Raw genomic sequence first — 21,356 nt, 5'->3', positions numbered from 1 at the left:
CGCGCGGCCGGAGCCTGGCGGAACCCGCGCCCGGCGACGCCGGACGAGCTCGAAGCCTTCGCTACTTGGCCTTTTCCAGGATCTCCACGACCCGCCACCGCTTGGTGGCGGACAGCGGGCGGGTCTCCATCAGCAGGACCCGGTCACCGATGCCGCACGAGTTCTGCTCGTCGTGCGCCTTCAGCTTGCTGGTCCGGCGCATGACCTTGCCGTACAGCGGGTGCTTGACCCGGTCCTCGACCTCGACGACGACGGTCTTTTCCATCTTGTCGCTGACCACGAGCCCCTCGCGCACCTTGCGCTGGGCCCGCGGAGCGGCGGCCGTGTTCTCGGTCATGCTGCAGTCACCTCATCCGGCGCGACCGAGAGCCCCAGCTCACGCTCACGCATGATCGTGTAGATCCGGGCGATCTCCCGACGAACGACCTGGAGCCGGCGGTTGTTGTCCAACTGCCCGGTCGCGCTCTGCACGCGGAGGTTGAACAGCTCCGCCTTGGCCTCGCGGAGCTTCGTGACCAGCTCCTCGTCGGAGAGCTCACGCAGCTCGGCGGCCTTAACGCCCGCTGCCATCAGGATTCACCCACTTCGCGCGTCACAATGCGGCACTTCATCGGGAGCTTGTGGATCGCGCGGCGCATGGCCTCACGCGCGATCTGCTCGTTGGGGAAGGACATCTCGAACAGAACCCGGCCGGGCTTGATGTTCGCGACCCACCACTCCGGCGAACCCTTACCGGAACCCATCCGGGTTTCGGCCGGCTTCTTGGTGAGGGCCTGGTCCGGGAAGACCGTGATCCAGACCTTGCCACCACGCTTGATGTGACGGGTCATGGCGATACGGGCCGACTCGATCTGCCGGTTGGTGACGTACGCCGGCTCGAGCGCCTGGATACCGAACTCGCCGAAGACCACCCGGTTGCCGCCCTTGGAAGCGCCGCTGCGATCCGGGTGGTGCGGCTTGCGGAAGCCCTTCGGGGGCTTGCGCGGCATCAGCATGTGTCAGCCCTCCTGCGCTGAGCTGTCGTTCCCGGCCGAAGCCGGGGCGGCCGCCGCGGCGGCGCTGTCGTTCGGGGCTTCCGCGGCCTCGGCCTGCGCAGCCTGCGCGGCCCGTCCGGCCTCGGTGCCGCCGGCGGTCGTACCGGTCGAACCGGAGCGACCACGACGCGGCCGCTCGGGCCGGTCGCCGCGCTCCCGACGGGGACGCGCGGGACCCGCCTCGACCGGAGCCTCCCGGCCCGGCACGGCGTCGCCCTTGTAGATCCAGACCTTCACGCCGATCCGGCCGAAGGTGGTACGGGCCTCGAAGAAGCCGTACTCGATGTTGGCGCGCAGCGTGTGCAGCGGAACGCGACCCTCGCGGTAGAACTCCGTACGGCTCATCTCCGCACCGCCGAGGCGGCCGGAAACCTGCACCCGGATGCCCTTGACGATCGAGTTCTTCATCGCCGACTGCATCGCCTTGCGCATCGCCCGCCGGAAGCTGACCCGGCTGGAGAGCTGCTCGGCGACGCCCTGCGCCACGAGCTGCGCGTCCGACTCGGGGCTCTTCACCTCGAGGATGTTGAGCTGCACCTGCTTGCCGGTCAGCTTCTCCAGCTCGCCACGGATCCGGTCGGCCTCGGCACCCTTACGGCCGATGACGATGCCCGGCCGGGCGGTGTGGATGTCGACCCGGACCCGGTCGCGGGTCCGCTCGATGTCGACCTTCGAGATACCCGCCCGCTCCAGGCCCTTGGACATCATCCGCCGGATCTTGACGTCCTCGGCGATGTAGTCCTTGTAGAGCTTGTCGGCGTACCAACGGGACTTCCAGTCGGTCGAGATGCCGAGCCGAAACCCGTGCGGGTGAACCTTCTGACCCATTACTCGGCACCTTCCGTGTTACTCGCAGACTCGCTGGCCTGCGCCTTGGTCTCCGGCTTCGCCTCGGCGGGCGCGGCCTTCTTCGCCGCGGCCTTCTTCGCCGGACGCGCCGCCGGCGCAACCGCTTCCACCGCAATGGTGATGTGGCAGGTGCGCTTGCGGATCCGGTAGGCCCGGCCCTGCGCGCGCGGCTGGAACCGCTTCATGGTCGGGCCCTCGTCGACGAACGCCTCGCTGACGAGCAGCGCGTCGGGGTCCAGCCGCTCGTTGTTCTCGGCGTTGGCGATCGCGCTGGCGAGCACCTTGTAGACCTGCTCGCTCGCGGCCTGCGGCGCGAACTGGAGCACCGTGAGCGCCTCCTTCGCGGGCAAACCGCGGACGAGGTTGACCACCCGGCGCGCCTTGTTCGGCGAGATGCGCACGTAACGCGCAATCGCCCGCGCGCCCGGGAGCACCGGAGCGTCGCCCTTAACTGGCATCGCTGAAACCCCTTGATCCTCTATCCGTGGCTGCCGCGTCAGCGGCGGCGGCTCTTCCGGTCGTCCTTCTCGTGACCCTTGAACGTGCGGGTGAGCGCGAACTCGCCGAGCTTGTGCCCGACCATCGACTCGGTGACGAACACCGGGACGTGCTTGCGCCCGTCGTGCACCGCGATCGTGTGCCCCAGCATCTCGGGGATGATCGTCGAGCGTCGCGACCAGGTCTTGATGACGTTCTTCGAGCCCTTCTCGTTCTGCGTCTCCACCTTCTTGAGAAGGTGGTCGTCGATGAACGGGCCCTTCTTCAGGCTGCGAGGCATGTCTTGACTTCTCCTTAGCCGCGCTTGCGGGTCGCGTAGCGGCGGCGGACGATCAGCCGGTCGCTCGGCTGGCCCTTACGACGGGTACGGCCTTCGGGCTTACCCTGCGGGTTGACCGGGTGGCGACCACCGGAGGTCTTACCCTCACCACCACCGTGCGGGTGGTCGACCGGGTTCATGGCGACACCACGGACGGTCGGGCGCTTGCCCTTCCAGCGCATACGGCCGGCCTTGCCCCAGTTGATGTTTGACTGGTCGGCGTTGCCGATTTCACCGACGGTCGCCCGGCACCGCACGTCGACCCGCCGGATCTCACCGGACGGCATCCGCAGCGTGGCGTAGGCGCCTTCCCGGCCGAGCAGCTGGATGCCGACGCCGGCCGAGCGGGCCAGCTTGGCACCGCCCCCCGGACGCAGCTCCACCCCGTGGATCGTGGTACCGACCGGGATGTTGCGCAGCGGCAGGTTGTTGCCCGGCTTGATGTCGGCCGTGGGGCCCGACTCGACCGTGTCGCCCTGCTTCAGGTCCTTCGGCGCGATGATGTAGCGCTTCTCGCCGTCGGCGTAGTGCAGCAGCGCGATCCGCGCGGTGCGGTTGGGGTCGTACTCGATGTGGGCGACCTTCGCCGGTACGCCGTCCTTGTCGACCCGCTTGAAGTCGATCAGACGGTACTGACGCTTGTGCCCACCGCCCTGGTGCCGCGCGGTGATCCGGCCGTGGGCGTTGCGCCCACCCTTCTTCGGCAGCGGAGCCAGCAGCGACTTCTCGGGAGTCGACCGCGTGATCTCGGCGAAGTCGGCGACGCTGGAGCCACGACGGCCCGGGGTCGTCGGCTTGTACTTACGGATAGCCATTGTCTATACCCCTCAGCCGACCGGGCCGCCGAAGGCCTCGATACGGTCACCGTCAGCCAGCTTCACCATCGCCCGCTTGGTGGCCTTGCGCTGACCGAAACCGGTACGGGTCCGCTTGCGCTTGCCTTCACGGTTGAGCGTGTTCACCGTCAGGACGCGGACGTTGAAGATCTGCTGGATCGCGATCTTGATCTCGGTCTTGTTGGCGTCCGGGTGAACCAGGAACGTGTACCAGTTCCGGTTCAGCTCGCTGTAGCTCTTCTCGGAGACGACCGGCGCGACGATGATGTCGCGGGGGTCGGCGATGGTGGTCACTTGTCGCTCTCCTCGGTCTTCGACGCCGCCGGGACGCGCATGAACTCGTCCAGGGCTTCCTTGGTGAAGACCACATCGTCGGCGACCAGCACGTCGTAGGTGTTGAGCTGGCCGGCCTCGATCAGGTGCACGCTCGCCTCGTTACGCAGCGACAACCAGTTCAGCTCGTCGGTGCTGCTCAGCACGACCAGCACCCGCCGGGCCTCGGTGGCCTTGCGCAGCGTGGCGATGGCGGCCTTGGTCGACGGCTTCTCACCGGTGACGAACGCCTCGACCACGTGCACGCGGCCGGCGCGGGCACGGTCGGAGAGCGCGCCACGCAGTGCGGCGGCCTTCATCTTCTTCGGGGTCCGCTGGCTGTAGTCACGCGGCACGGGGCCGTGCACGACGCCACCGCCGGCGAACTGCGGGGCGCGGATCGAGCCCTGCCGGGCCCGGCCGGTGCCCTTCTGCTTGTACGGCTTCTTGCCGCCACCGGCGACCTCGCCGCGGGTCTTGGCCTTGTGCGTGCCCTGGCGGGCGGCCGCGAGCTGGGCCACCACGACCTGGTGCATCAGGGGCACGTTGGCCTGTACGTCGAAGATCTCGACCGGGAGGTCGACCGAACCGCTCTTGCCGCCTTCGGCGTTGAGTACGTCAACCGTCGCCATTACTTCACACCGCCCTTCTTGGCCTGGGTCTTGGCCGCGGAGCGGACCAGCACCAGCGCGCCCTTGGGGCCGGGGATGGCGCCCTTCACGAGCAACAGGTTGTTCTCGGCGTCGACCGCCTGCACGGTGAGGTTCTGCACCGTGTAGCGCACACCACCCATGCGACCGGCCATCCGCACGCCCTTGAAGACGCGGCCGGGGGTCGCGCAGGCGCCGATGGAGCCGGGCGAGCGGTGCTTGCGCTCGACACCGTGGCTGGCACGCAGACCGTGGAAGCCGTGCCGCTTCATGACACCGGCGAAGCCCTTGCCCTTGGTCTTGCCGGTCACGTCGATCGTCACGCCGGGCGCGAAGCTGTCGACGGTGACCTCCTGGCCGAGCTCGTAGTCGCTCGCGTCGGTCGTCCGCAGCTCGACGATGTGCCGGCGCGGGGCAGCACCCGACTTCGCGAAGTGACCCGCCCGCGGCTTCTTGACCTTGCGGGGGTCGATCGCGCCGTACGCCAGCTGGATGGCCGAGTAGCCGTCCTTGTCACCGGTTCGCACCTGGGTCACGACGCACGGGCCGGCCTGCACCACGGTCACCGGTACAACCCGATTGTTGTCCCAGACCTGGGTCATGCCGAGCTTGGCGCCCAGGATGCCCTTAACTTGCCTGTCCATTAGTCGCAGTCCCTACAGCTTGATCTCGATGTCGACGCCAGCCGGCAGGTCGAGGCGCATGAGCGAGTCGACCGTCTTCGGGGTCGGGTCGATGATGTCGATCAGACGCTTGTGCGTGCGCATCTCGAAGTGCTCGCGCGAGTCCTTGTACTTGTGCGGCGACCGGATGACGCAGAAACGGTTGATTTCCGTGGGCAGCGGCACCGGGCCTGCGACCTGCGCCCCGGTGCGCGTCACCGTCTCGACGATCTTCCGCGCCGAGGAGTCGACGACCTCGTGGTCGTAGGCCTTGAGCCGGATGCGGATCTTCTGTCCCGCCATGGTGGCTTCTGTTCCTTCTCTCGATGCCGCTGTGTCGCGGGGCTTCCCCCGGCTTCCGCCCACCCCCGCGGTCGGGCGTGTCGCGCCCTGGAGCCAGACTCCGCCCCGGATAACCGAGACGACCTGGGGTGTTTCGCGGGGCTGACCCCGTCCGGGGGTCGAGGCACCGGCCGTGTCTCCACGGGCCGGACACCGTGCGAGGGTGGTTGACTGCTGGGCAGCCAACCACCCTGCGCGGACGCAACCTGACTAGTATGCCGTACCTCGTACGGCAACGCTAATCGGGGTTACCTGTTACTTGACGATCTTCGTGACGAAACCGGCGCCGACGGTCCGGCCACCCTCACGGATCGCGAACTTGAGGTTGTCCTCCATCGCGATCGGCTGGATGAGCTTGACGGCCATCGACGTGTTGTCGCCCGGCATGACCATCTCGGTGCCCTCGGGCAGCGTGACGACGCCCGTGACATCGGTGGTACGGAAGTAGAACTGCGGCCGGTAGTTCTGGAAGAACGGGGTGTGCCGGCCACCCTCCTCCTTGGAGAGGATGTAGACGGTCGCCTCGAACTCGGTGTGCGGGGTGTTCGTCCCCGGCTTCACCACGACCATGCCGCGCTCGACCTCGTCGCGCTTGGTGCCACGCAGCAGCAGGCCGACGTTCTCACCTGCGCGGGCGTCTTCCAGGGTCTTCCGGAACATCTCGATCGCGGTGACCTTGGTCTTGATGCCCTTGTCCTTGATGCCGACGATCTCGACGTCCTCGTTCGGCAGGAGCACGCCGCGCTCCACCCGGCCGGTGACGACGGTGCCGCGACCGGTGATGGTGAAGACGTCCTCGACGGGCATGAGGAACGGCTTCTCCGTCTGCCGCTCCGGCTGCGGGATGGCGGTGTCGACCGCACCCATCAGCTCCATGAGGGCCTCGGTCCACTTCGGGTCACCCTCGAGCGCCTTGAGCGCCGACACCCGGACGACCGGCAGGTCGTCACCCGGGTACTCCTGCGCCGAGAGCAGCTCACGGACCTCGAGCTCGACCAGCTCGAGCAGCTCCTCGTCATCGACCATGTCGCTCTTGTTGAGCGCCACGACGATGTACGGCACGCCGACCTGACGGGCCAGCAGCACGTGCTCACGGGTCTGCGGCATCGGGCCGTCGGTCGCCGCCACCACCAGGATCGCGCCATCCATCTGCGCGGCACCGGTGATCATGTTCTTGATGTAGTCGGCGTGACCGGGGCAGTCGACGTGAGCGTAGTGCCGCTCCTCCGTCTGGTACTCGACGTGCGCGATCGAGATCGTGATACCGCGGGCCTTCTCCTCCGGCGCCTTGTCGATCTCGTCGAACGGCGTGTAGGGGTTGATGTCCGGGTACCGGTCGTGCAGCACCTTGGTGATGGCCGCGGTCAGCGTCGTCTTACCGTGGTCGATGTGACCAATGGTGCCGATGTTGACGTGCGGCTTAGTCCGCTCGAACTTCGCCTTCGCCACTGGTGTCCTCCTGTGGACTTCTTGGTTCGTACGCTCCGGGCGCCCATTGCGGCGCCCAGAACTCTGTCGACTTGGGTCTTGCGGCAGTGACGCCTTCAGGCCCGGTACGGCAGCTCGCCCGAAGGCGAGCGGGGATCACTCCCCGGTCGCCTTCGCGATGATCTCCTTGGCCACGCTCTGCGGAACCTCGGCGTAGGAGTCGAACTGCATGCTGTAGCTAGCCCGGCCCTGGGTCTTCGACCGCAGGTCGCCGACGTAGCCGAACATCTCCGACAGTGGCACCAGGGCGCGGACGACGCGGGCACCGCCGCGCTCCTCCATCGCCTGGATGATGCCACGGCGGGAGTTGAGGTCGCCGATGACGTCACCCATGTTCTCCTCCGGAGTGGTGACTTCAACGGCCATCATCGGCTCGAGGAGCGCGGGGTCGGCCTTGCGGGCCGCCTCCTTCAGCACCATCGAACCGGCGATCTTGAACGCCATTTCCGACGAGTCGACCTCGTGGTACTGCCCGTCGAGCAGCGTCAGCTTGACGCCAACCAGCGGGAAGCCGGCCAGGATGCCGTACTGCATGGCGTCCTGGGCGCCCGCGTCCACCGAGGGGATGAACTCCTTGGGGATACGGCCACCGGTGACGGCGTTGGAGAACTCGTACGTCGCCGACTCGTTGTCGAGCGGCAGCGGCTCGAGGCTGACGATGACGCGGGCGTACTGACCCGAACCACCGGTCTGCTTCTTGTGGGTGTACTCGACCTTCTCCACCTTGCGGCGGATGGTCTCGCGGTACGCCACCTGAGGCTTACCGATGTTCGCCTCGACGTTGAACTCGCGCCGCATCCGGTCCACCAGGATGTCCAGGTGCAGCTCGCCCATGCCGGCGATGACCGTCTGCCCGGTCTCCTCGTCGTTCTTGACGCGGAAGGTCGGGTCTTCCTCGGCCAGCCGCTGGATCGCGGTGCTGAGCTTCTCCTGGTCGGCCTTGGTCTTCGGCTCGATCGCCACCTCGATGACCGGCTCGGGGAAGGTCATCGACTCGAGGATCACCGGGTTGGCCGGATCGCACAGCGTGTCACCCGTGGTGGTCTGCTTCAGACCCTGCACGGCGATGATGTCGCCAGCCTGGGCCGAGCTGCGCTCTTCCCGCTTGTTGGCGTGCATCTGGTAGATCTTGCCGATGCGCTCCTTGCGGTCCTTGGTGGAGTTGACCACCTGGGAACCGGACTCGAGCTTGCCGGAGTAGACCCGCACGTACGTGAGCTTGCCGAGGTGCTTGTCGGTCTGGATCTTGAAGGCCAGACCGGAGAACGGCTCGCTCACCGAGGGCTTGCGCTGCAGCGGCGTCTCGCCGTCGGTCGCCGTGCCCTCGATCGCCGGGATGTCCAGCGGCGACGGCAGGAAGCTGACCACCGCGTCCAGCATGGGCTGGATGCCCTTGTTCTTGAACGCGGTGCCGGTCAGGACCGGGTTGGCCTTGCCCGCGATCGTGGCCCGCCGGATGGCGGCCTTGATCTCGTCGGCGGAGAGTTCCTCACCCTCGAGGTACTTCTCCATGACCGCGTCGTCGACGTCGGCGAGGGTCTCGAGCAGCTTCTCGCGCCACTCGGCGGCCAGCTCGGTGAGGTCGGCCGGGATCTCCTCGACCGCGTAGTCCTCACCCTTCTGGGTCTCGCCGCGCCAGGTCAGCGCGCGCATCTCGACCAGGTCGACGACACCGATGAAGTCGGCCTCGGCGCCGATCGGCACCTGCAGCACCAGCGGCGTCGCCTTCAGCCGGTCGATCATCATCTGCACGCAGCGGAAGAAGTCCGCACCGGTCCGGTCGAGCTTGTTGACGAAGCACATCCGGGGAACGTTGTACTTGTCGGCCTGCCGCCACACGTTCTCGGTCTGCGGCTCGACGCCGGCGACACCGTCGTAGACAGCGACGGCACCGTCGAGGACCCGCAGCGACCGCTCGACCTCGACCGTGAAGTCGACGTGGCCGGGCGTGTCGATGATCTGGATCGTGTGGCCCTTCCACTCGCACTTCGTGGCGGCGGAGGTGATGGTGATGCCGCGCTCCTGCTCCTGCTCCATCCAGTCCATGACGGCAGCGCCCTCGTGGACTTCACCGATCTTGTAGGTGATGCCGGTGTAGAACAGGATCCGCTCAGTGGTCGTGGTCTTACCGGCATCGATGTGCGCCATGATGCCGATGTTGCGTACGTTGGCGAGCGCGTCTGCGGCGGCCACTTCAATCCCTACTTGTCGTCTCGTCTACGAACCGTTGATTACCAGCGGTAGTGCGCGAAGGCCTTGTTGGACTCGGCCATCTTGTGCGTGTCCTCACGCCGCTTGACGGCGGCACCAAGGCCGTTGCTCGCGTCGAGCAGCTCGTTCATGAGGCGCTCGACCATGGTCTTCTCGCGGCGGGCCTTGGAGTACGTCACCAGCCAGCGCAGCCCGAGGGTGGTCGCCCGGGCCGGGCGCACCTCGACCGGCACCTGGTAGGTCGCGCCACCGACACGGCGGCTGCGGACCTCGAGGGTCGGCTTGACGTTGTCCATCGCGCGCTTGAGCGTGACTACCGGGTCGGTGCCCGACTTCTCGCGGCAGCCCTCGAGCGCTCCGTAGACGATCCGCTCGGCCAGCTGACGCTTTCCGCGCAGGAGGATCTTGTTCACCAGCTGGGTGACCAGCGGCGAGTTGTAAACCGGGTCCGCGACCAGGGGGCGGCGCGGAGCGGGGCCCTTACGCGGCATGTCAGCTCTTCTCCTTCTTCGCGCCGTAACGGCTACGGGCCTGCTTGCGGTTGCGGACGCCCTGGGTGTCCAGCGAGCCGCGGACGATCTTGTAACGCACGCCGGGGAGGTCCTTCACACGGCCGCCACGCACGAGCACGATCGAGTGCTCCTGAAGGTTGTGGCCGACGCCCGGGATGTAGGCGGTCACCTCGATCTGGCTGCTGAGCTTCACACGCGCGACCTTGCGCAGCGCGGAGTTCGGCTTCTTCGGGGTGGTGGTGTAGACGCGCGTGCAGACGCCACGGCGCTGCGGGCTGCCCTTGAGCGCTGGCGTCTTCGTCTTGGTCGTCTTGGCCTGTCGGCCCTTACGGACCAACTGCTGAATGGTGGGCACCGGGTTTCTCCGCTCCCTTCGGCCGCTTCTCACGCGGCCGCGCTGTTCTGCCGTAGCCACCCGGGCGGGCGGCTCTACTACATTCCGACCAGGTCTTCCGTCAGGAGCCCCGGCACCCGCGGTCGGGCGTGTCGCCAGGCCCACGGTTTGACGCGAACTTCCGAACGCGTCGGTTTTGTCTTCTCACGGCGCCTGTCGATGGCCTACAGCCAGATCGCGAGCACACGCGAGTTGCCCGGGCACGCCCGGGCACGAGGGGAAAGAGTACCCACCATGAGCGCACAGGTCAAAACGGGCCTGCGTGTGCCTCCCACAGCGTCCACACTTACGTCGACACTTGCATCGAGTCGCTGCCCGCCACGGATTTCCGCCCGTCGTGAGCAACCCCCAGTCAACAAGTGTAACGGCTCGCACGGCGACCGGCTTCGGGCCCCCGCACGCGGTCAGGCCAGCTGCAACAGCAGGGCCAACGCGAACGAGAAGACCGTGATCCCCAGGCCGGTCGCGCCGCAACTCACCGCGGCGATTGCCCAGCCGCGCCCGGTGAACCGGACCGCCGACGGCTCGGTCGTACGCATGATCTGTCGTCGCGCGATCAACCCGAGTACGAGCCCGGCCAACCCGAGCAGCCCGCCGAGCACGGCGAACGCGCCCGCCACCCAGCCGCCCCAGCCGTCCTGCGCCCCGGCCAGCCCGAAACAGGCGACGAGCAGCGATACCAGGATCGAACCGATCCCGGCGACCAGTGCCCCGACGGCCAGCCCCGAGGTGACCGGCGGCACGTCGAGGTGCACCACGGCGAACCCCGTACCGGGGACCGGCTCGACCCGGCTCGGCCTGCGCCAGGTTTCCCTCGGGGGCGCGGGCGGGTGATGGTGGCCGGGCGGCACGACCGGCGGCGGGGCGCCCATCGGCGCGTACGGGGCCGGGCCGCCGGCGGGCACGGCGCCTCCTGGAAAGCCTGCCATCCGGGCGGCGGCCGGAGGCATGACGGGCGGAGGTGCCGGGGCACCCGGCCGCGCCCAGGGGTTCGCCGGTTGAGCCGGAGCTGGCGCACCGAACCCGACCGGAGCGCCGGCAGCCGCGGACGTGTCGCCGGGTCGGTCGGGCGCCGGCCTGTGAAGGCTCGGCGCAGGCGCCGGTGGTGTGGTCGCCGGCTCCGCGGGTGGTTCGGCCGACGGCTGCGACCGTACCTCTTCCGTCACGAACGTCCCCTCTCCGCAACCGACGGCCGCACCGCCCCGGTCCGGGCGTCGCGCCCGGGACCTTCCCACACCGACCGGTCGGGTCGGGCTGTCCGTCTCGCCGCCGATCCATCGGATCGGTCGTCCGTACTCGCCGCCGACCCTTCGGTCGATTATCCGTTCCTCGACCACCGTGCCCGGGGCGTCCGGATCGCACGAGCCAGGCTACCGCCGAGCGGCCGTCGCGGTATCCCGGCGGGTCCGCACCGGCTAGTCGACGGTCGGCGCGAAGTCCTGCCCGGTCGGGCTGTTGGCCAGGTTGATCAGCCCGATCACGAGGGCGATCACCAGGGTGGTGGCGGCCAGCACGAGGCCCGTCCAGGCAAGGCGCTCGCCGCGGTCGAGCCACGCCGATCCGGTCAGGTATCCACCCGACGCGTACGCCTCCCGGCGGGCCTGTCGGGACAGCAGCAGGGCGATCGTGGCGGGTGCGACGCCGCCCACGAACACGCCGGTGACCGCGGCGACCAGGCCGAGCCAGAAGACGGTCATCGCCTTGGTGGACCGGACCGGGTCGGGATCGAGCGGATGGCGCGACGCCGCGGGCGGCGGGACGGTGACCGGCGTCGTGTTCACCACCCCAGCCTACAAAGACCGGGCGCCGGTCACGTCGTACGTACGACGTGACCGGCGCCCGGTTCCGTGCTTTCGTGCCTAGCGGTACGACCCGAAGTCGAAGTCGTCCAGCGGCACGGCCTGCCCGCTGGCCGGGCCGAAACCGTAGTCGGTCTCGGGGTATCCGGTCATCGAGTAGACCTTGGCCTTCGCCTCCTCGGTGGGCTCCACCCGGATGTTGCGGTACTTGCTGATGCCGGTACCGGCCGGGATGAGCTTTCCGATGATGACGTTCTCCTTCAGACCGATGAGCGAGTCGCTCCGGGCGTTGATCGCCGCATCGGTCAGGACCCGGGTGGTCTCCTGGAAGGAGGCCGCCGAAAGCCAGGAGTCGGTCGCCAGCGACGCCTTGGTGATACCCATCAGCACCGGCCGGCCGGCGGCGGGCTCGCCGCCCTCGGAGACGAGCCGGCGGTTCTCCGACTCGAACAGTGCCCGGTCGACCAGCACGCCCGGCAGGAACTCGGTGGCGCCGGAGTCGATGACCGTCACCCGCTTGAGCATCTGGCGGATGATGATCTCGATGTGCTTGTCGTGGATGAGCACACCCTGCGAGCGGTAGACCTCCTGGACCTCCTGGGTCAGGTGGACCTGGACCGCGCGCGGGCCGAGGATGCGCAGCAGCTCGTGCGGGTCGATGGTGCCCTCGGTGAGCTTCTCGCCGACCTCGACGCGGTCTCCGTCGTGGGCCCGCAGCCGGACCCGCTTGGAGATCTTGTCGTGGACGATCTCGTCGCTGCCGTCGTCCGGCACGATGATGATCTTCCGCGACCGCTCGCCGTCCTCGATCCGGATCCGGCCCGGGGTGTCGGCGATCGGCGCCTTGCCCTTCGGCACCCGCGCCTCGAAGATCTCCTGGACACGGGGCAGACCCTGGGTGATGTCCTCACCGGCGACACCACCGGTGTGGAAGGTACGCATGGTCAGCTGCGTACCCGGCTCACCGATGGACTGGGCGGCGATGATGCCGACCGCCTCGCCCACGTCGACGGTCTTGCCGGTCGGCAGCGAGCGGCCGTAGCACGCACCACAGACGCCCAGCTTCGACTCGCAGGTGAGCACGCTGCGCACCCGTACCGTCTCGACGCCGGCGGCGACGAGCTTGTCGACCAGGATCGAGTTGAGGTCCGCGCCCCGCTCGACGACCAGGGTGCCGTCGGCGCCCTTGATGTCGTCGGCGATGGTGCGGGCGTGCACGCCGGTCTCGGCGTGCTCGTGCACCACCAGCTTGCCGTCGAGGTATTCGCCGACCTGCATCGGGATCGCCCGGTCGGTGCCGCAGTCCTCTTCGCGGATGATGACGTCCTGCGAGACGTCGACCAGACGACGGGTCAGGTAACCCGAGTCAGCGGTCCGCAGCGCGGTGTCGGCGAGACCCTTACGGGCACCGTGCGTGGAGATGAAGTACTCCAGCACGGACAGACCCTCCCGGTAGCTGGCCTTGATCGGCCGCGGGATGATCTCACCCTTCGGGTTGGCCACCAGACCACGGATCGCGGCGATCTGGCGGAGCTGGAGCAGGTTACCGCGGGCACCCGAGTTGATCATCTTCCACAGCGGGTTCTCCTGCGGCAGCGCGGTCTCCATCTCCTTGGCGACCTCACCGGTCGCCTTGGTCCAGATCTCGATGAGCTCGCCGCGACGCTCCTCGGCGGTCATCAGACCCCGCTGGTACTGCTTGTCGATCCGGTCGGCGTCGGACTCGTACCGCTCCAGGATCTCCCGCTTGCGCGGCGGAGCGATGACGTCCTCCATGCCGATCGTGACGCCGGACCAGGTGGCCCAGTGGAAACCGGCCTCCTTGAGCCCGTCGAGGGTCGCGGCCAGCGCCACCTTCGGGAACCGCTCGGCGAGGTCGTTGACGATCGCCGACAGCTGACCCTTGCGGATCTCGTAGTTCACGAAGCGGTAGCCCTGCGGCAGCGTCTCGTTGAAGAGCACCCGGCCCAGCGTCGTCTCGACCGTCAGCGGCTCGCCCGGCGTCCAGTCCTCCGGCTCGGTCCACTTGGTCGCGCCGGCGCCGTTGTCGACCCCGACGACGCCGTGCAGGCGGATCTTCACCGGCGCCTGCAGATCCAGCTCGCGGTTGTCGTACGCCATCCGCGCCTCGGCGTCCGAGCTGAACGCCCGGCCCTCGCCACGCGCACCCGAGGTGAGGTGGGTGAGGTGGTAGAGGCCGATGACCATGTCCTGGGTCGGCATGGTGACCGGCTTGCCGTCGGCGGGCTTGAGGATGTTGTTGGACGACAGCATCAGGATCCGCGCCTCGGCCTGCGCCTCGGCGGACAGCGGCACGTGAACCGCCATCTGGTCACCGTCGAAGTCGGCGTTGAACGCGGTGCAGACGAGCGGGTGGATCTGGATCGCCTTGCCCTCGACCAGCTGCGGCTCGAAGGCCTGAATGCCCAGCCGGTGCAGCGTCGGTGCCCGGTTGAGCAGCACCGGGTGCTCGCCGATGACCTCTTCCAGCACGTCCCACACGACCGGGCGGTGCCGCTCGACCATCCGCTTGGCGGACTTGATGTTCTGCGCGTGGTTGAGGTCGACCAGCCGCTTCATCACGAACGGCTTGAACAGCTCCAGCGCCATCTGCTTGGGCAGACCGCACTGGTGCAGCTTGAGCTGCGGGCCGACGACGATGACGGAACGGCCGGAGTAGTCGACGCGCTTGCCGAGCAGGTTCTGCCGGAACCGGCCCTGCTTGCCCTTGAGCATGTCGGACAGCGACTTCAGCGGACGGTTACCCGGGCCGGTGACCGGACGGCCGCGGCGGCCGTTGTCGAACAGCGCGTCGACGGCCTCCTGGAGCATCCGCTTCTCGTTGTTGACGATGATCTCGGGGGCACCGAGGTCGATCAGCCGCTTGAGCCGGTTGTTCCGGTTGATGACCCGACGGTAGAGGTCGTTGAGGTCCGAGGTCGCGAACCGGCCACCGTCGAGCTGCACCATCGGGCGCAGGTCCGGCGGGATGACCGGTACGCAGTCCAACACCATGCCGAGCGGCGAGTTGCGGGTGTTGAGGAACGCCGCGACGACCTTGAGCCGCTTGAGCGCCCGGATCTTCCGCTGGCCCTTGCCGGAGCGGATGATCTCGCGCAGGTTCTCGGCCTCGGCGTTGAGGTCCATGTTCTGGACCAGCGCCTTGATCGCCTCGGCACCCATGCCACCGGTGAAGTACTCACCGAAGCGGTCCCGCAGCTCGCGGTAGAGCAGTTCGTCGGTGACGAGCTGCTTGGAGTCCAGCTTGCGGAAGGTGTCGAGGACCTCGTCGAGCCGGTCGATCTCGCGCTGCGCCCGGTCGCGGATCTGGCGCATCTCGCGCTCGCCGCCCTCTTTGACCTTGCGGCGGACGTCGGCCTTGGCGCCTTCGGCCTCCAACTCGGCGAGGTCGGCCTCCAGCTTGGCGGCCCGTTTCTCGATCTCCGAGTCGCGGCTGTTCTCCGACTGCCGCTTCTCGGCGAGGATCTCGTTCTCGAGCGTGGAGATGTCCCGGTGCCGGGCTTCCGCGTCGACGCTGGTGACCACGTACGAGGCGAAGTAGATGATCTTCTCGAGGTCCTTGGGAGCCAGGTCGAGCAGGTAGCCCAGCCGGCTGGGAACGCCCTTGAAGTACCAGATGTGGGTCACTGAGGCGGCCAGCTCGATGTGGCCCATCCGCTCACGCCGCACCTTGGACCGGGTCACCTCGACGCCGCAGCGCTCGCAGATGATGCCCTTGAAGCGGACGCGCTTGTATTTACCGCAGTAGCACTCCCAGTCCCGCTGCGGACCGAAGATCTTCTCGCAGAAGAGCCCGTCCTTTTCCGGCTTCAGAGTGCGGTAGTTGATCGTTTCAGGCTTCTTGACCTCGCCGTGCGACCACTGACGGATGTCGTCTGCGGTGGCCAGGCCAATGCGCAGCTCGTCGAAGAAGTTGACGTCGAGCACGTTACGTGTCCCCTATGTCGTCGTCGTCATACTGCTGAAACTCGGGGCTGGAGCTTGGGGACGGGCCGTCCCGCGCAGGGATCAAAGCCTGACCGCCCGGAGCGGGTGGCCCGCCCCCAAGCTCACAACCTCACACCTCTTCGACCGAGCTCGGCTCCCGCCGGGACAGGTCGATGCCGAGTTCCTCCGCGGCCCGGAAGACCTCGTCGTCGGTCTCGCGCATCTCCAGGGCCACGCCGTCGCTGGAGAGCACCTCGACGTTGAGGCACAGCGACTGCAGCTCCTTGAGCAGCACCTTGAACGACTCCGGGATGCCCGGCTCGGGGATGTTCTCGCCCTTGACGATCGCCTCGTAGACCTTCACCCGGCCCAGGACGTCGTCGGACTTGATGGTGAGCAACTCCTGGAGGGCGTACGCGGCGCCGTACGCCTGCATCGCCCAGCACTCCATCTCACCGAAGCGCTGGCCACCGAACTGCGCCTTACCACCCAGCGGCTGCTGCGTGATCATCGAGTACGGTCCGGTCGACCGGGCGTGGATCTTGTCGTCGACCAGGTGGTTGAGCTTGAGGATGTAGATGTAGCCGACCGCGATCGGGTCCGGCAGCGGCTCGCCGGACCGGCCGTCGAACAGCTGCGCCTTACCGGAGCCGCCGACCAGCTGCACACCGTCCCGGTTGGGCAGGGTGCTGCTGAGCAGACCGGTGATCTCCTCTTCCTTGGCACCGTCGAAGACCGGCGTCGCCACGTTGGTGTCCGGCTCGGACTCGTGGGCGTCGATCGAGCGGAGGGCCTTCTTCCACTCGGCGTCGTCCCCGTCGACCTTCCAACCGGTCTTGGCGACCCAGCCGAGGTGGGTTTCCAGCACCTGGCCGATGTTCATCCGGCTCGGCACGCCGAGCGGGTTGAGCACGATGTCGACCGGGGTGCCGTCCTCCAGGAACGGCATGTCCTCGACCGGCAGGATCTTGGAGATGACGCCCTTGTTGCCGTGCCGGCCGGCGAGCTTGTCGCCGTCCTGGATCTTTCGCTTCTGGGCGACGTAGACCCGGACCAGCTCGTTGACTCCCGGCGGCAGCTCGTCGCCGTCCTCACGGGAGAAGGTGCGTACGCCGATGACCGTGCCGGTCTCGCCGTGCGGCACCTTCAGCGAGGTGTCCCGTACCTCACGCGCCTTCTCGCCGAAGATCGCCCGCAGCAGCCGCTCTTCCGGGGTCAGCTCGGTCTCGCCCTTGGGCGTGACCTTGCCGACCAGGATGTCGCCGGGTACGACCTCGGCACCGATCCGGATGATGCCGCGCTCGTCGAGGTCGGCGAGCATTTCCTCGCTGACGTTCGGGATGTCGCGGGTGATCTCTTCCGGGCCCAGCTTGGTGTCGCGGGCGTCGACCTCGTGCTCCTCGATGTGGATCGAGGTGAGGGCGTCCTGCTGCACGAGGCGCTGCGACAGGATGATCGCGTCCTCGTAGTTGTGGCCCTCCCAGGTCATGAACGCCACGAGCAGGTTGCGCCCGAGCGCCATCTCGCCCTCGTCGGTGCAGGGCCCGTCGGCGATGACCTGACCGGCCTCGACCCGGTCGCCCTCGAAGACGACCGGCTTCTGGTTGACGCAGGAGCCGGCGTTGGAGCGGCGGAACTTGTGCAGCAGGTAGGTGCGACGGTGGCCGTCGTCCTGGTGCACGGTGACGTAGTCGGCGCACAGGTCCTCGACCACACCGCCGACCTCCGCGACGACGACGTCGCCGGCGTCGACCGCGGCCCGGTATTCCATGCCGGTGCCGACCAGCGGCGCCTCGGCCTTGACCAGCGGCACCGCCTGACGCTGCATGTTGGCGCCCATCAGGGCGCGGTTGGCGTCGTCGTGCTCGAGGAACGGGATCATCGCGGTCGCGACCGACACCATCTGGCGCGGCGAGACGTCCATGTAGTCGACCGCCGCCGGGGCGACGAAGTCGACCTCACCGCCCTTCCGGCGGACGAGGACGCGGTCCTCGGCGAACTGGCCGTCGCTCATCAGCGGAGCGTTGGCCTGCGCCTTGACGAACCGGTCCTCTTCGTCGGCCGTCAGGTAGTCGATCTGGTCGGTGACCCGACCGTCGACGACCTTGCGGTAGGGCGTCTCGATGAAGCCGAACGGGTTGACCCGGCCGAAGGTCGACAGGGCGCCGATCAGGCCGATGTTCGGGCCTTCCGGGGTCTCGATCGGGCACATCCGGCCGTAGTGGGACGGGTGCACGTCACGGACCTCGAAGCCGGCCCGCTCCCGGGACAGACCACCCGGGCCGAGCGCGCTCAGCCGGCGCCGGTGGGTCAGGCCCGCCAGCGGGTTGGTCTGGTCCATGAACTGCGAGAGCTGCGAGGTGCCGAAGAACTCCTTGATCGCAGCCACCACCGGGCGGATGTTGATCAGGGTCTGCGGCGTGATCGCCTCGACGTCCTGGGTCGTCATCCGCTCGCGGACCACGCGCTCCATACGGGAGAGCCCGACCCGGACCTGGTTCTGGATCAGCTCGCCGACGGTACGCAGGCGACGGTTGCCGAAGTGGTCGATGTCGTCGGCCTCGTAGCCCTCCTCACCGGCGTGCAGCCGGCAGAGGTATTCCACGGTGGCGACGATGTCGTCCTCGGTCAGCGTGCCCTTGTTCATGGGGACGTCGACTTCGAGCTTCTTGTTGAACTTGTAACGACCGACCTTGGCGACGTCGTACCTCTTCGGGTTGAAGAAGAGGTTGTCGAGCAGGGTCTGGGCGTTCTCGCGCGTCGGCGGCTCACCCGGGCGGAGCTTGCGGTAGATGTCGAGAAGCGCCTCGTCGGCCCCGGCGATGTGATCCTTCTCCAGGGTCGTCATCATCAGCTCGGACCAGCCGAACCGCTCGCGAATCCGCTCGCCGGTCCAACCGATCGCCTTGAGCAGGACGGTGACCGCCTGCCGGCGCTTACGGTCGATGCGGACACCAACGGTGTCGCGCTTGTCGATGTCGAACTCCAGCCAGGCACCCCGGCTCGGGATGACCTTGACGCTGGAGAGGTCACGGTCGGAGGTCTTGTCCGGCTGCTTGTCGAAGTAGACGCCCGGCGAGCGGACGAGCTGGCTGACCACGACGCGCTCGGTGCCGTTGATGATGAAGGTGCCCTTGGGCGTCATCATCGGGAAGTCCCCCATGAACACCGTCTGGCTCTTGATCTCGCCAGTGGTGTTGTTGGTGAACTCCGCCGTCACGAACAGCGGCGCGCAGTAGGTCAGGTCCTTCTCCTTGCACTCCTCGATCGAGGCCTTGACCTCGTCGAAGCGTGGCGCGGAGAAAGAAAGCGACATGGTGCCGGAGAAGTCCTCGATGGGGCTGATCTCATCGAGGATCTCCGCGAGACCCGAACGGGCGTGCGGGTCGTCAGACGACCGGCCCTGCCAAGCCTCGTTGCCGACCAGCCAGTCGAAGGACTCGTTCTGGATGGCGAGGAGGTTGGGGACCTCGAGGTGTTCGGTGATCCGACCGAATGAAATTCGGTGAGGAGCGAATGCGCTCGACGTACGGCTGGTCTTCGCAGGGCGGGAAGCTGCCAAGATGCGTCCTTCCGAGGACCGTGCTGCAAAACGGCTGTTACGCGTGCACTCCAATGGACCCCACTCTGAACGTCCACATTCGGACATTCCGGGCAGGGGTCAAGTCGGAAGGCAGCGCAAACTAGCAGTGTAGCCGAGAGGCTAACCGCTGTCCAGCCCGCCGGGCAGGCCGTCGCGGAACGTGCCTCGGAGCACCTGGACCGGTGCCTCCGGGCCGCTCAGAACGCGGCGGATCCCGCTGGGGTCACCCGAATGCCGCAGCGACAGGCGGGCTGCCGTTGCGTTACCCGGATGAGGGCCGTTGCAAGCGCGGAAGGTCTTGCTGGTGTCAGCGTGCCTGGCACCAGGAGCCGCGTCAAGGGTTGTCGCGCGGGTCGGGCCAGGTGTTTGTGTGACGGACGGGTGTCTCCGGCGGCCCCGTGGACCCACAGACCGCGCTGATTGCCTGTTCACCGCGTGGTTGCACGCTGTCAGCAGACGAAAGCGGGCGGCGATCCAAACCTGGATCGCCGCCCGCCTCGAACGCGGTGTGCGTCAGCTCACTTAAGGGTGACCTTCGCGCCCTCGGCCTCGAGCTTGGCCTTGGCCTTGTCGGCGGTCTCCTTGTTGACCTTCTCCAGGATCGCCTTCGGCGCGCCCTCGACGGCGTCCTTGGCCTCCTTCAGGCCCAGGCCGGTCAGCTCACGCACGACCTTGATGACCTGGATCTTCTTGCCACCGTCGGCCTCGAGGACGACGTCGAACTCGTCCTTCTCCTCCTCCTGCGCGGCCGGGGCGGCCGGACCACCCGGGCCGGCAGCGATGGCGACCGGCGCGGCGGCGGTGACGTCGAAGGTCTCCTCGAACTGCTTCACGAACTCCGACAGCTCGATCAGCGTCATCTCCTTGAACGCGTCGAGCAGCTCGTCGGTGCTGAGCTTCGCCATGTCTGGCGTCCTTCCTACTTTTGAATGACTGGGTACGGATGCGGGAAGGCTCAGGCGGCCTCCTCCACACCCTCCTTTTCGCGCTTTTCCTGCAGGGCAGCCGCCAGGCGGGCGGTCTTGGACAGCGGCGCCTGGAACAGGGCCGCGGCCTTGCTCAGGTTGGCCTTCATCCCACCGGCCAGCTTGGCCAGCAGCACCTCACGGGACTCGAGGTCGGCGAGCTTGTTGACCTCTTCGGCCGAGATGGCCTTGCCCTCGAATACGCCGCCCTTGATGACGAGCAGCGGATTGGCCTTCGCGAACTCGCGCAGGCCCTTCGCCGCTTCTACGACATCGCCGGAGACGAAGGTGAGCGCGGTAGGACCGGTGAACAGCGTGTCGAGGCCCTCGATGCCAGCATCCGCCGCGGCACGCTTCGCGAGCGTGTTCTTCGCGACCGCGTAGGTGGTTTCCCGACCCAGCGCGCGCCGCAGCTTGGTCAGCTGAGCGACAGTGAGACCGCGGTACTCGGTCAGCACGGTCGCGCCCGAGCTACGGAACTGCTCGGTGAGCTCAGCGACGGCGGTGGCCTTGTCGGCCCGAACCGGCTTGTCCGCCATGTCCCTCCTCTCTCGTTACTCCAGGCTGGTCGACTTCACAGTCCGTGGAGAAGGGACCCGAAAACGGGAAACGCCCCGGCGCAGGGCGCACGGGGCGGACAAGATCATGCGAACATGACCGGTACGCTGCCGTCTCCCCCTGCGCGGGCCGCCCGCCGAAGCGGGACCTTCGACCGTGCCGAAGCACGGCTACCAGCGGTCTCTGGGTGGTTACGATTTGCCGTCTGACTCACGGCCAGACGCATTCGACACAGTACGCGACCTGATGCCCGACCACCAAATCGGGGTCCGGCACACAGTTTCACCCGGCCCGTCGGACCTGCTCCCTGACACCGGCCGGCAAGCATCCGGCGGCAAAAGACGAACCGGGGTGCCCCGATTTCGGGGCACCCCGGTTCGTGATCCACTGCGGCGG

Annotated in this window: 21 protein-coding genes; all 21 read right to left on the bottom strand. The window is 67.7% G+C overall.

Annotated elements, in window-relative coordinates; all coding sequences use genetic code 11:
• Nucleotides 1-61: 61 nt before the first annotated feature.
• The gene (gene rpsQ / locus QCD66_RS03725; protein WP_357534101.1) at nt 62-337 is read right to left on the bottom strand and encodes a 30S ribosomal protein S17; all 276 of its coding nucleotides are present in this window, start codon (nt 335-337) and stop codon (nt 62-64) included.
• Nucleotides 334-570 (bottom strand): 50S ribosomal protein L29, encoded by a 237-nt coding sequence (rpmC, locus tag QCD66_RS03720; RefSeq protein ID WP_357534103.1) that lies wholly within the window; start codon nt 568-570, stop codon nt 334-336. Before rpmC ends, rpsQ begins: the two co-directional genes overlap by 4 nt.
• The gene (rplP, locus tag QCD66_RS03715; RefSeq protein ID WP_212823035.1) at nt 570-995 is read right to left on the bottom strand and encodes a 50S ribosomal protein L16; all 426 of its coding nucleotides are present in this window, start codon (nt 993-995) and stop codon (nt 570-572) included. The genes rpmC and rplP overlap by 1 nt, the downstream gene beginning before the upstream one ends.
• A 3-nt stretch (nt 996-998) precedes the next feature.
• Complete coding sequence (rpsC, locus tag QCD66_RS03710) at nt 999-1,862, bottom strand: 30S ribosomal protein S3 (RefSeq protein ID WP_364210802.1); 864 nt, start codon at nt 1,860-1,862, stop codon at nt 999-1,001.
• Nucleotides 1,862-2,341, bottom strand: coding sequence for a 50S ribosomal protein L22 (gene rplV / locus QCD66_RS03705; RefSeq protein ID WP_212823046.1), 480 nt, complete (start codon nt 2,339-2,341; stop codon nt 1,862-1,864). The genes rpsC and rplV overlap by 1 nt, the downstream gene beginning before the upstream one ends.
• Nucleotides 2,342-2,379: 38 nt before the next feature.
• A complete protein-coding gene (gene rpsS / locus QCD66_RS03700) occupies nt 2,380-2,661 on the bottom strand; it encodes a 30S ribosomal protein S19 (protein ID WP_212823048.1) in 282 nt (93 codons plus the stop codon).
• A 14-nt stretch (nt 2,662-2,675) separates the two neighbouring features.
• On the bottom strand, nt 2,676-3,515 hold the full coding sequence (rplB, locus tag QCD66_RS03695) for a 50S ribosomal protein L2 (RefSeq protein WP_212823050.1): 840 nt from the start codon (nt 3,513-3,515) through the stop codon (nt 2,676-2,678).
• Between the two features lie 12 nt (nt 3,516-3,527).
• Nucleotides 3,528-3,830 (bottom strand): 50S ribosomal protein L23, encoded by a 303-nt coding sequence (gene rplW, locus QCD66_RS03690; protein WP_212823052.1) that lies wholly within the window; start codon nt 3,828-3,830, stop codon nt 3,528-3,530.
• Nucleotides 3,827-4,480, bottom strand: a complete 654-nt coding sequence (rplD, locus tag QCD66_RS03685; RefSeq protein WP_375733952.1) for a 50S ribosomal protein L4 — start codon at nt 4,478-4,480, stop codon at nt 3,827-3,829. Before rplD ends, rplW begins: the two co-directional genes overlap by 4 nt.
• Nucleotides 4,480-5,142 (bottom strand): 50S ribosomal protein L3, encoded by a 663-nt coding sequence (gene rplC, locus QCD66_RS03680; protein WP_364210793.1) that lies wholly within the window; start codon nt 5,140-5,142, stop codon nt 4,480-4,482. Before rplC ends, rplD begins: the two co-directional genes overlap by 1 nt.
• Nucleotides 5,143-5,154: 12 nt before the next feature.
• The gene (gene rpsJ, locus QCD66_RS03675; RefSeq protein WP_007073037.1) at nt 5,155-5,463 is read right to left on the bottom strand and encodes a 30S ribosomal protein S10; all 309 of its coding nucleotides are present in this window, start codon (nt 5,461-5,463) and stop codon (nt 5,155-5,157) included.
• 294 nt (nt 5,464-5,757) lie between these two features.
• Nucleotides 5,758-6,951, bottom strand: coding sequence for an elongation factor Tu (gene tuf / locus QCD66_RS03670; RefSeq protein WP_364210790.1), 1,194 nt, complete (start codon nt 6,949-6,951; stop codon nt 5,758-5,760).
• 135 nt (nt 6,952-7,086) lie between these two features.
• On the bottom strand, nt 7,087-9,183 hold the full coding sequence (gene fusA, locus QCD66_RS03665) for an elongation factor G (protein ID WP_364210787.1): 2,097 nt from the start codon (nt 9,181-9,183) through the stop codon (nt 7,087-7,089).
• Nucleotides 9,184-9,221: 38 nt separating this feature from the next.
• Nucleotides 9,222-9,692 carry a 30S ribosomal protein S7 gene (gene rpsG / locus QCD66_RS03660; RefSeq protein WP_212823082.1) on the bottom strand — a complete coding sequence of 157 codons (471 nt, stop codon included), beginning with the start codon at nt 9,690-9,692 and terminating at the stop codon, nt 9,222-9,224.
• 1 nt (nt 9,693) lies between these two features.
• Nucleotides 9,694-10,068 (bottom strand): 30S ribosomal protein S12, encoded by a 375-nt coding sequence (rpsL, locus tag QCD66_RS03655; protein ID WP_007465318.1) that lies wholly within the window; start codon nt 10,066-10,068, stop codon nt 9,694-9,696.
• 443 nt (nt 10,069-10,511) lie between these two features.
• Nucleotides 10,512-11,012: a hypothetical protein gene (locus QCD66_RS03650; RefSeq protein ID WP_375733950.1), complete on the bottom strand. Its 501-nt coding sequence runs from the start codon at nt 11,010-11,012 to the stop codon at nt 10,512-10,514.
• A gap of 510 nt (nt 11,013-11,522) precedes the next feature.
• Nucleotides 11,523-11,888 (bottom strand): hypothetical protein, encoded by a 366-nt coding sequence (locus QCD66_RS03645; protein WP_364210779.1) that lies wholly within the window; start codon nt 11,886-11,888, stop codon nt 11,523-11,525.
• Between the two features lie 78 nt (nt 11,889-11,966).
• Nucleotides 11,967-15,854 (bottom strand): DNA-directed RNA polymerase subunit beta', encoded by a 3,888-nt coding sequence (locus QCD66_RS03640; protein ID WP_357536457.1) that lies wholly within the window; start codon nt 15,852-15,854, stop codon nt 11,967-11,969.
• 130 nt (nt 15,855-15,984) lie between these two features.
• Complete coding sequence (locus QCD66_RS03635) at nt 15,985-19,416, bottom strand: DNA-directed RNA polymerase subunit beta (protein ID WP_375733948.1); 3,432 nt, start codon at nt 19,414-19,416, stop codon at nt 15,985-15,987.
• 539 nt (nt 19,417-19,955) lie between these two features.
• Entirely contained in the window at nt 19,956-20,342 is a 387-nt protein-coding gene (gene rplL / locus QCD66_RS03630; RefSeq protein ID WP_364210773.1) for a 50S ribosomal protein L7/L12, read from the bottom strand.
• 50 nt (nt 20,343-20,392) lie between these two features.
• The gene (gene rplJ, locus QCD66_RS03625; RefSeq protein WP_357536462.1) at nt 20,393-20,941 is read right to left on the bottom strand and encodes a 50S ribosomal protein L10; all 549 of its coding nucleotides are present in this window, start codon (nt 20,939-20,941) and stop codon (nt 20,393-20,395) included.
• Nucleotides 20,942-21,356 lie beyond the last annotated feature (415 nt).

It is taken from the genome of Polymorphospora sp. A560, assembly GCF_045781765.1.
Classification (GTDB): Bacteria; Actinomycetota; Actinomycetes; order Mycobacteriales; family Micromonosporaceae; genus Polymorphospora; species Polymorphospora lycopeni.
This window is presented reverse-complemented; position numbering and strand designations above follow the sequence as displayed.

What these genes read in the sequence shown, in the direction of transcription:
- rpsQ (WP_357534101.1), bottom strand. Translation starts at nt 337, where the DNA reads ATGACCGAGAACACGGCCGCCGCTCCGCGGGCCCAGCGCAAGGTGCGC.
- rpmC (WP_357534103.1), bottom strand. Translation starts at nt 570, where the DNA reads ATGGCAGCGGGCGTTAAGGCCGCCGAGCTGCGTGAGCTCTCCGACGAG.
- rplP (WP_212823035.1), bottom strand. Translation starts at nt 995, where the DNA reads ATGCTGATGCCGCGCAAGCCCCCGAAGGGCTTCCGCAAGCCGCACCAC.
- rpsC (WP_364210802.1), bottom strand. Translation starts at nt 1,862, where the DNA reads ATGGGTCAGAAGGTTCACCCGCACGGGTTTCGGCTCGGCATCTCGACC.
- rplV (WP_212823046.1), bottom strand. Translation starts at nt 2,341, where the DNA reads ATGCCAGTTAAGGGCGACGCTCCGGTGCTCCCGGGCGCGCGGGCGATT.
- rpsS (WP_212823048.1), bottom strand. Translation starts at nt 2,661, where the DNA reads ATGCCTCGCAGCCTGAAGAAGGGCCCGTTCATCGACGACCACCTTCTC.
- rplB (WP_212823050.1), bottom strand. Translation starts at nt 3,515, where the DNA reads ATGGCTATCCGTAAGTACAAGCCGACGACCCCGGGCCGTCGTGGCTCC.
- rplD (WP_375733952.1), bottom strand. Translation starts at nt 4,480, where the DNA reads ATGGCGACGGTTGACGTACTCAACGCCGAAGGCGGCAAGAGCGGTTCG.
- rplC (WP_364210793.1), bottom strand. Translation starts at nt 5,142, where the DNA reads ATGGACAGGCAAGTTAAGGGCATCCTGGGCGCCAAGCTCGGCATGACC.
- rpsJ (WP_007073037.1), bottom strand. Translation starts at nt 5,463, where the DNA reads ATGGCGGGACAGAAGATCCGCATCCGGCTCAAGGCCTACGACCACGAG.
- rpsG (WP_212823082.1), bottom strand. Translation starts at nt 9,692, where the DNA reads ATGCCGCGTAAGGGCCCCGCTCCGCGCCGCCCCCTGGTCGCGGACCCG.
- rplL (WP_364210773.1), bottom strand. Translation starts at nt 20,342, where the DNA reads ATGGCGAAGCTCAGCACCGACGAGCTGCTCGACGCGTTCAAGGAGATG.
- rplJ (WP_357536462.1), bottom strand. Translation starts at nt 20,941, where the DNA reads ATGGCGGACAAGCCGGTTCGGGCCGACAAGGCCACCGCCGTCGCTGAG.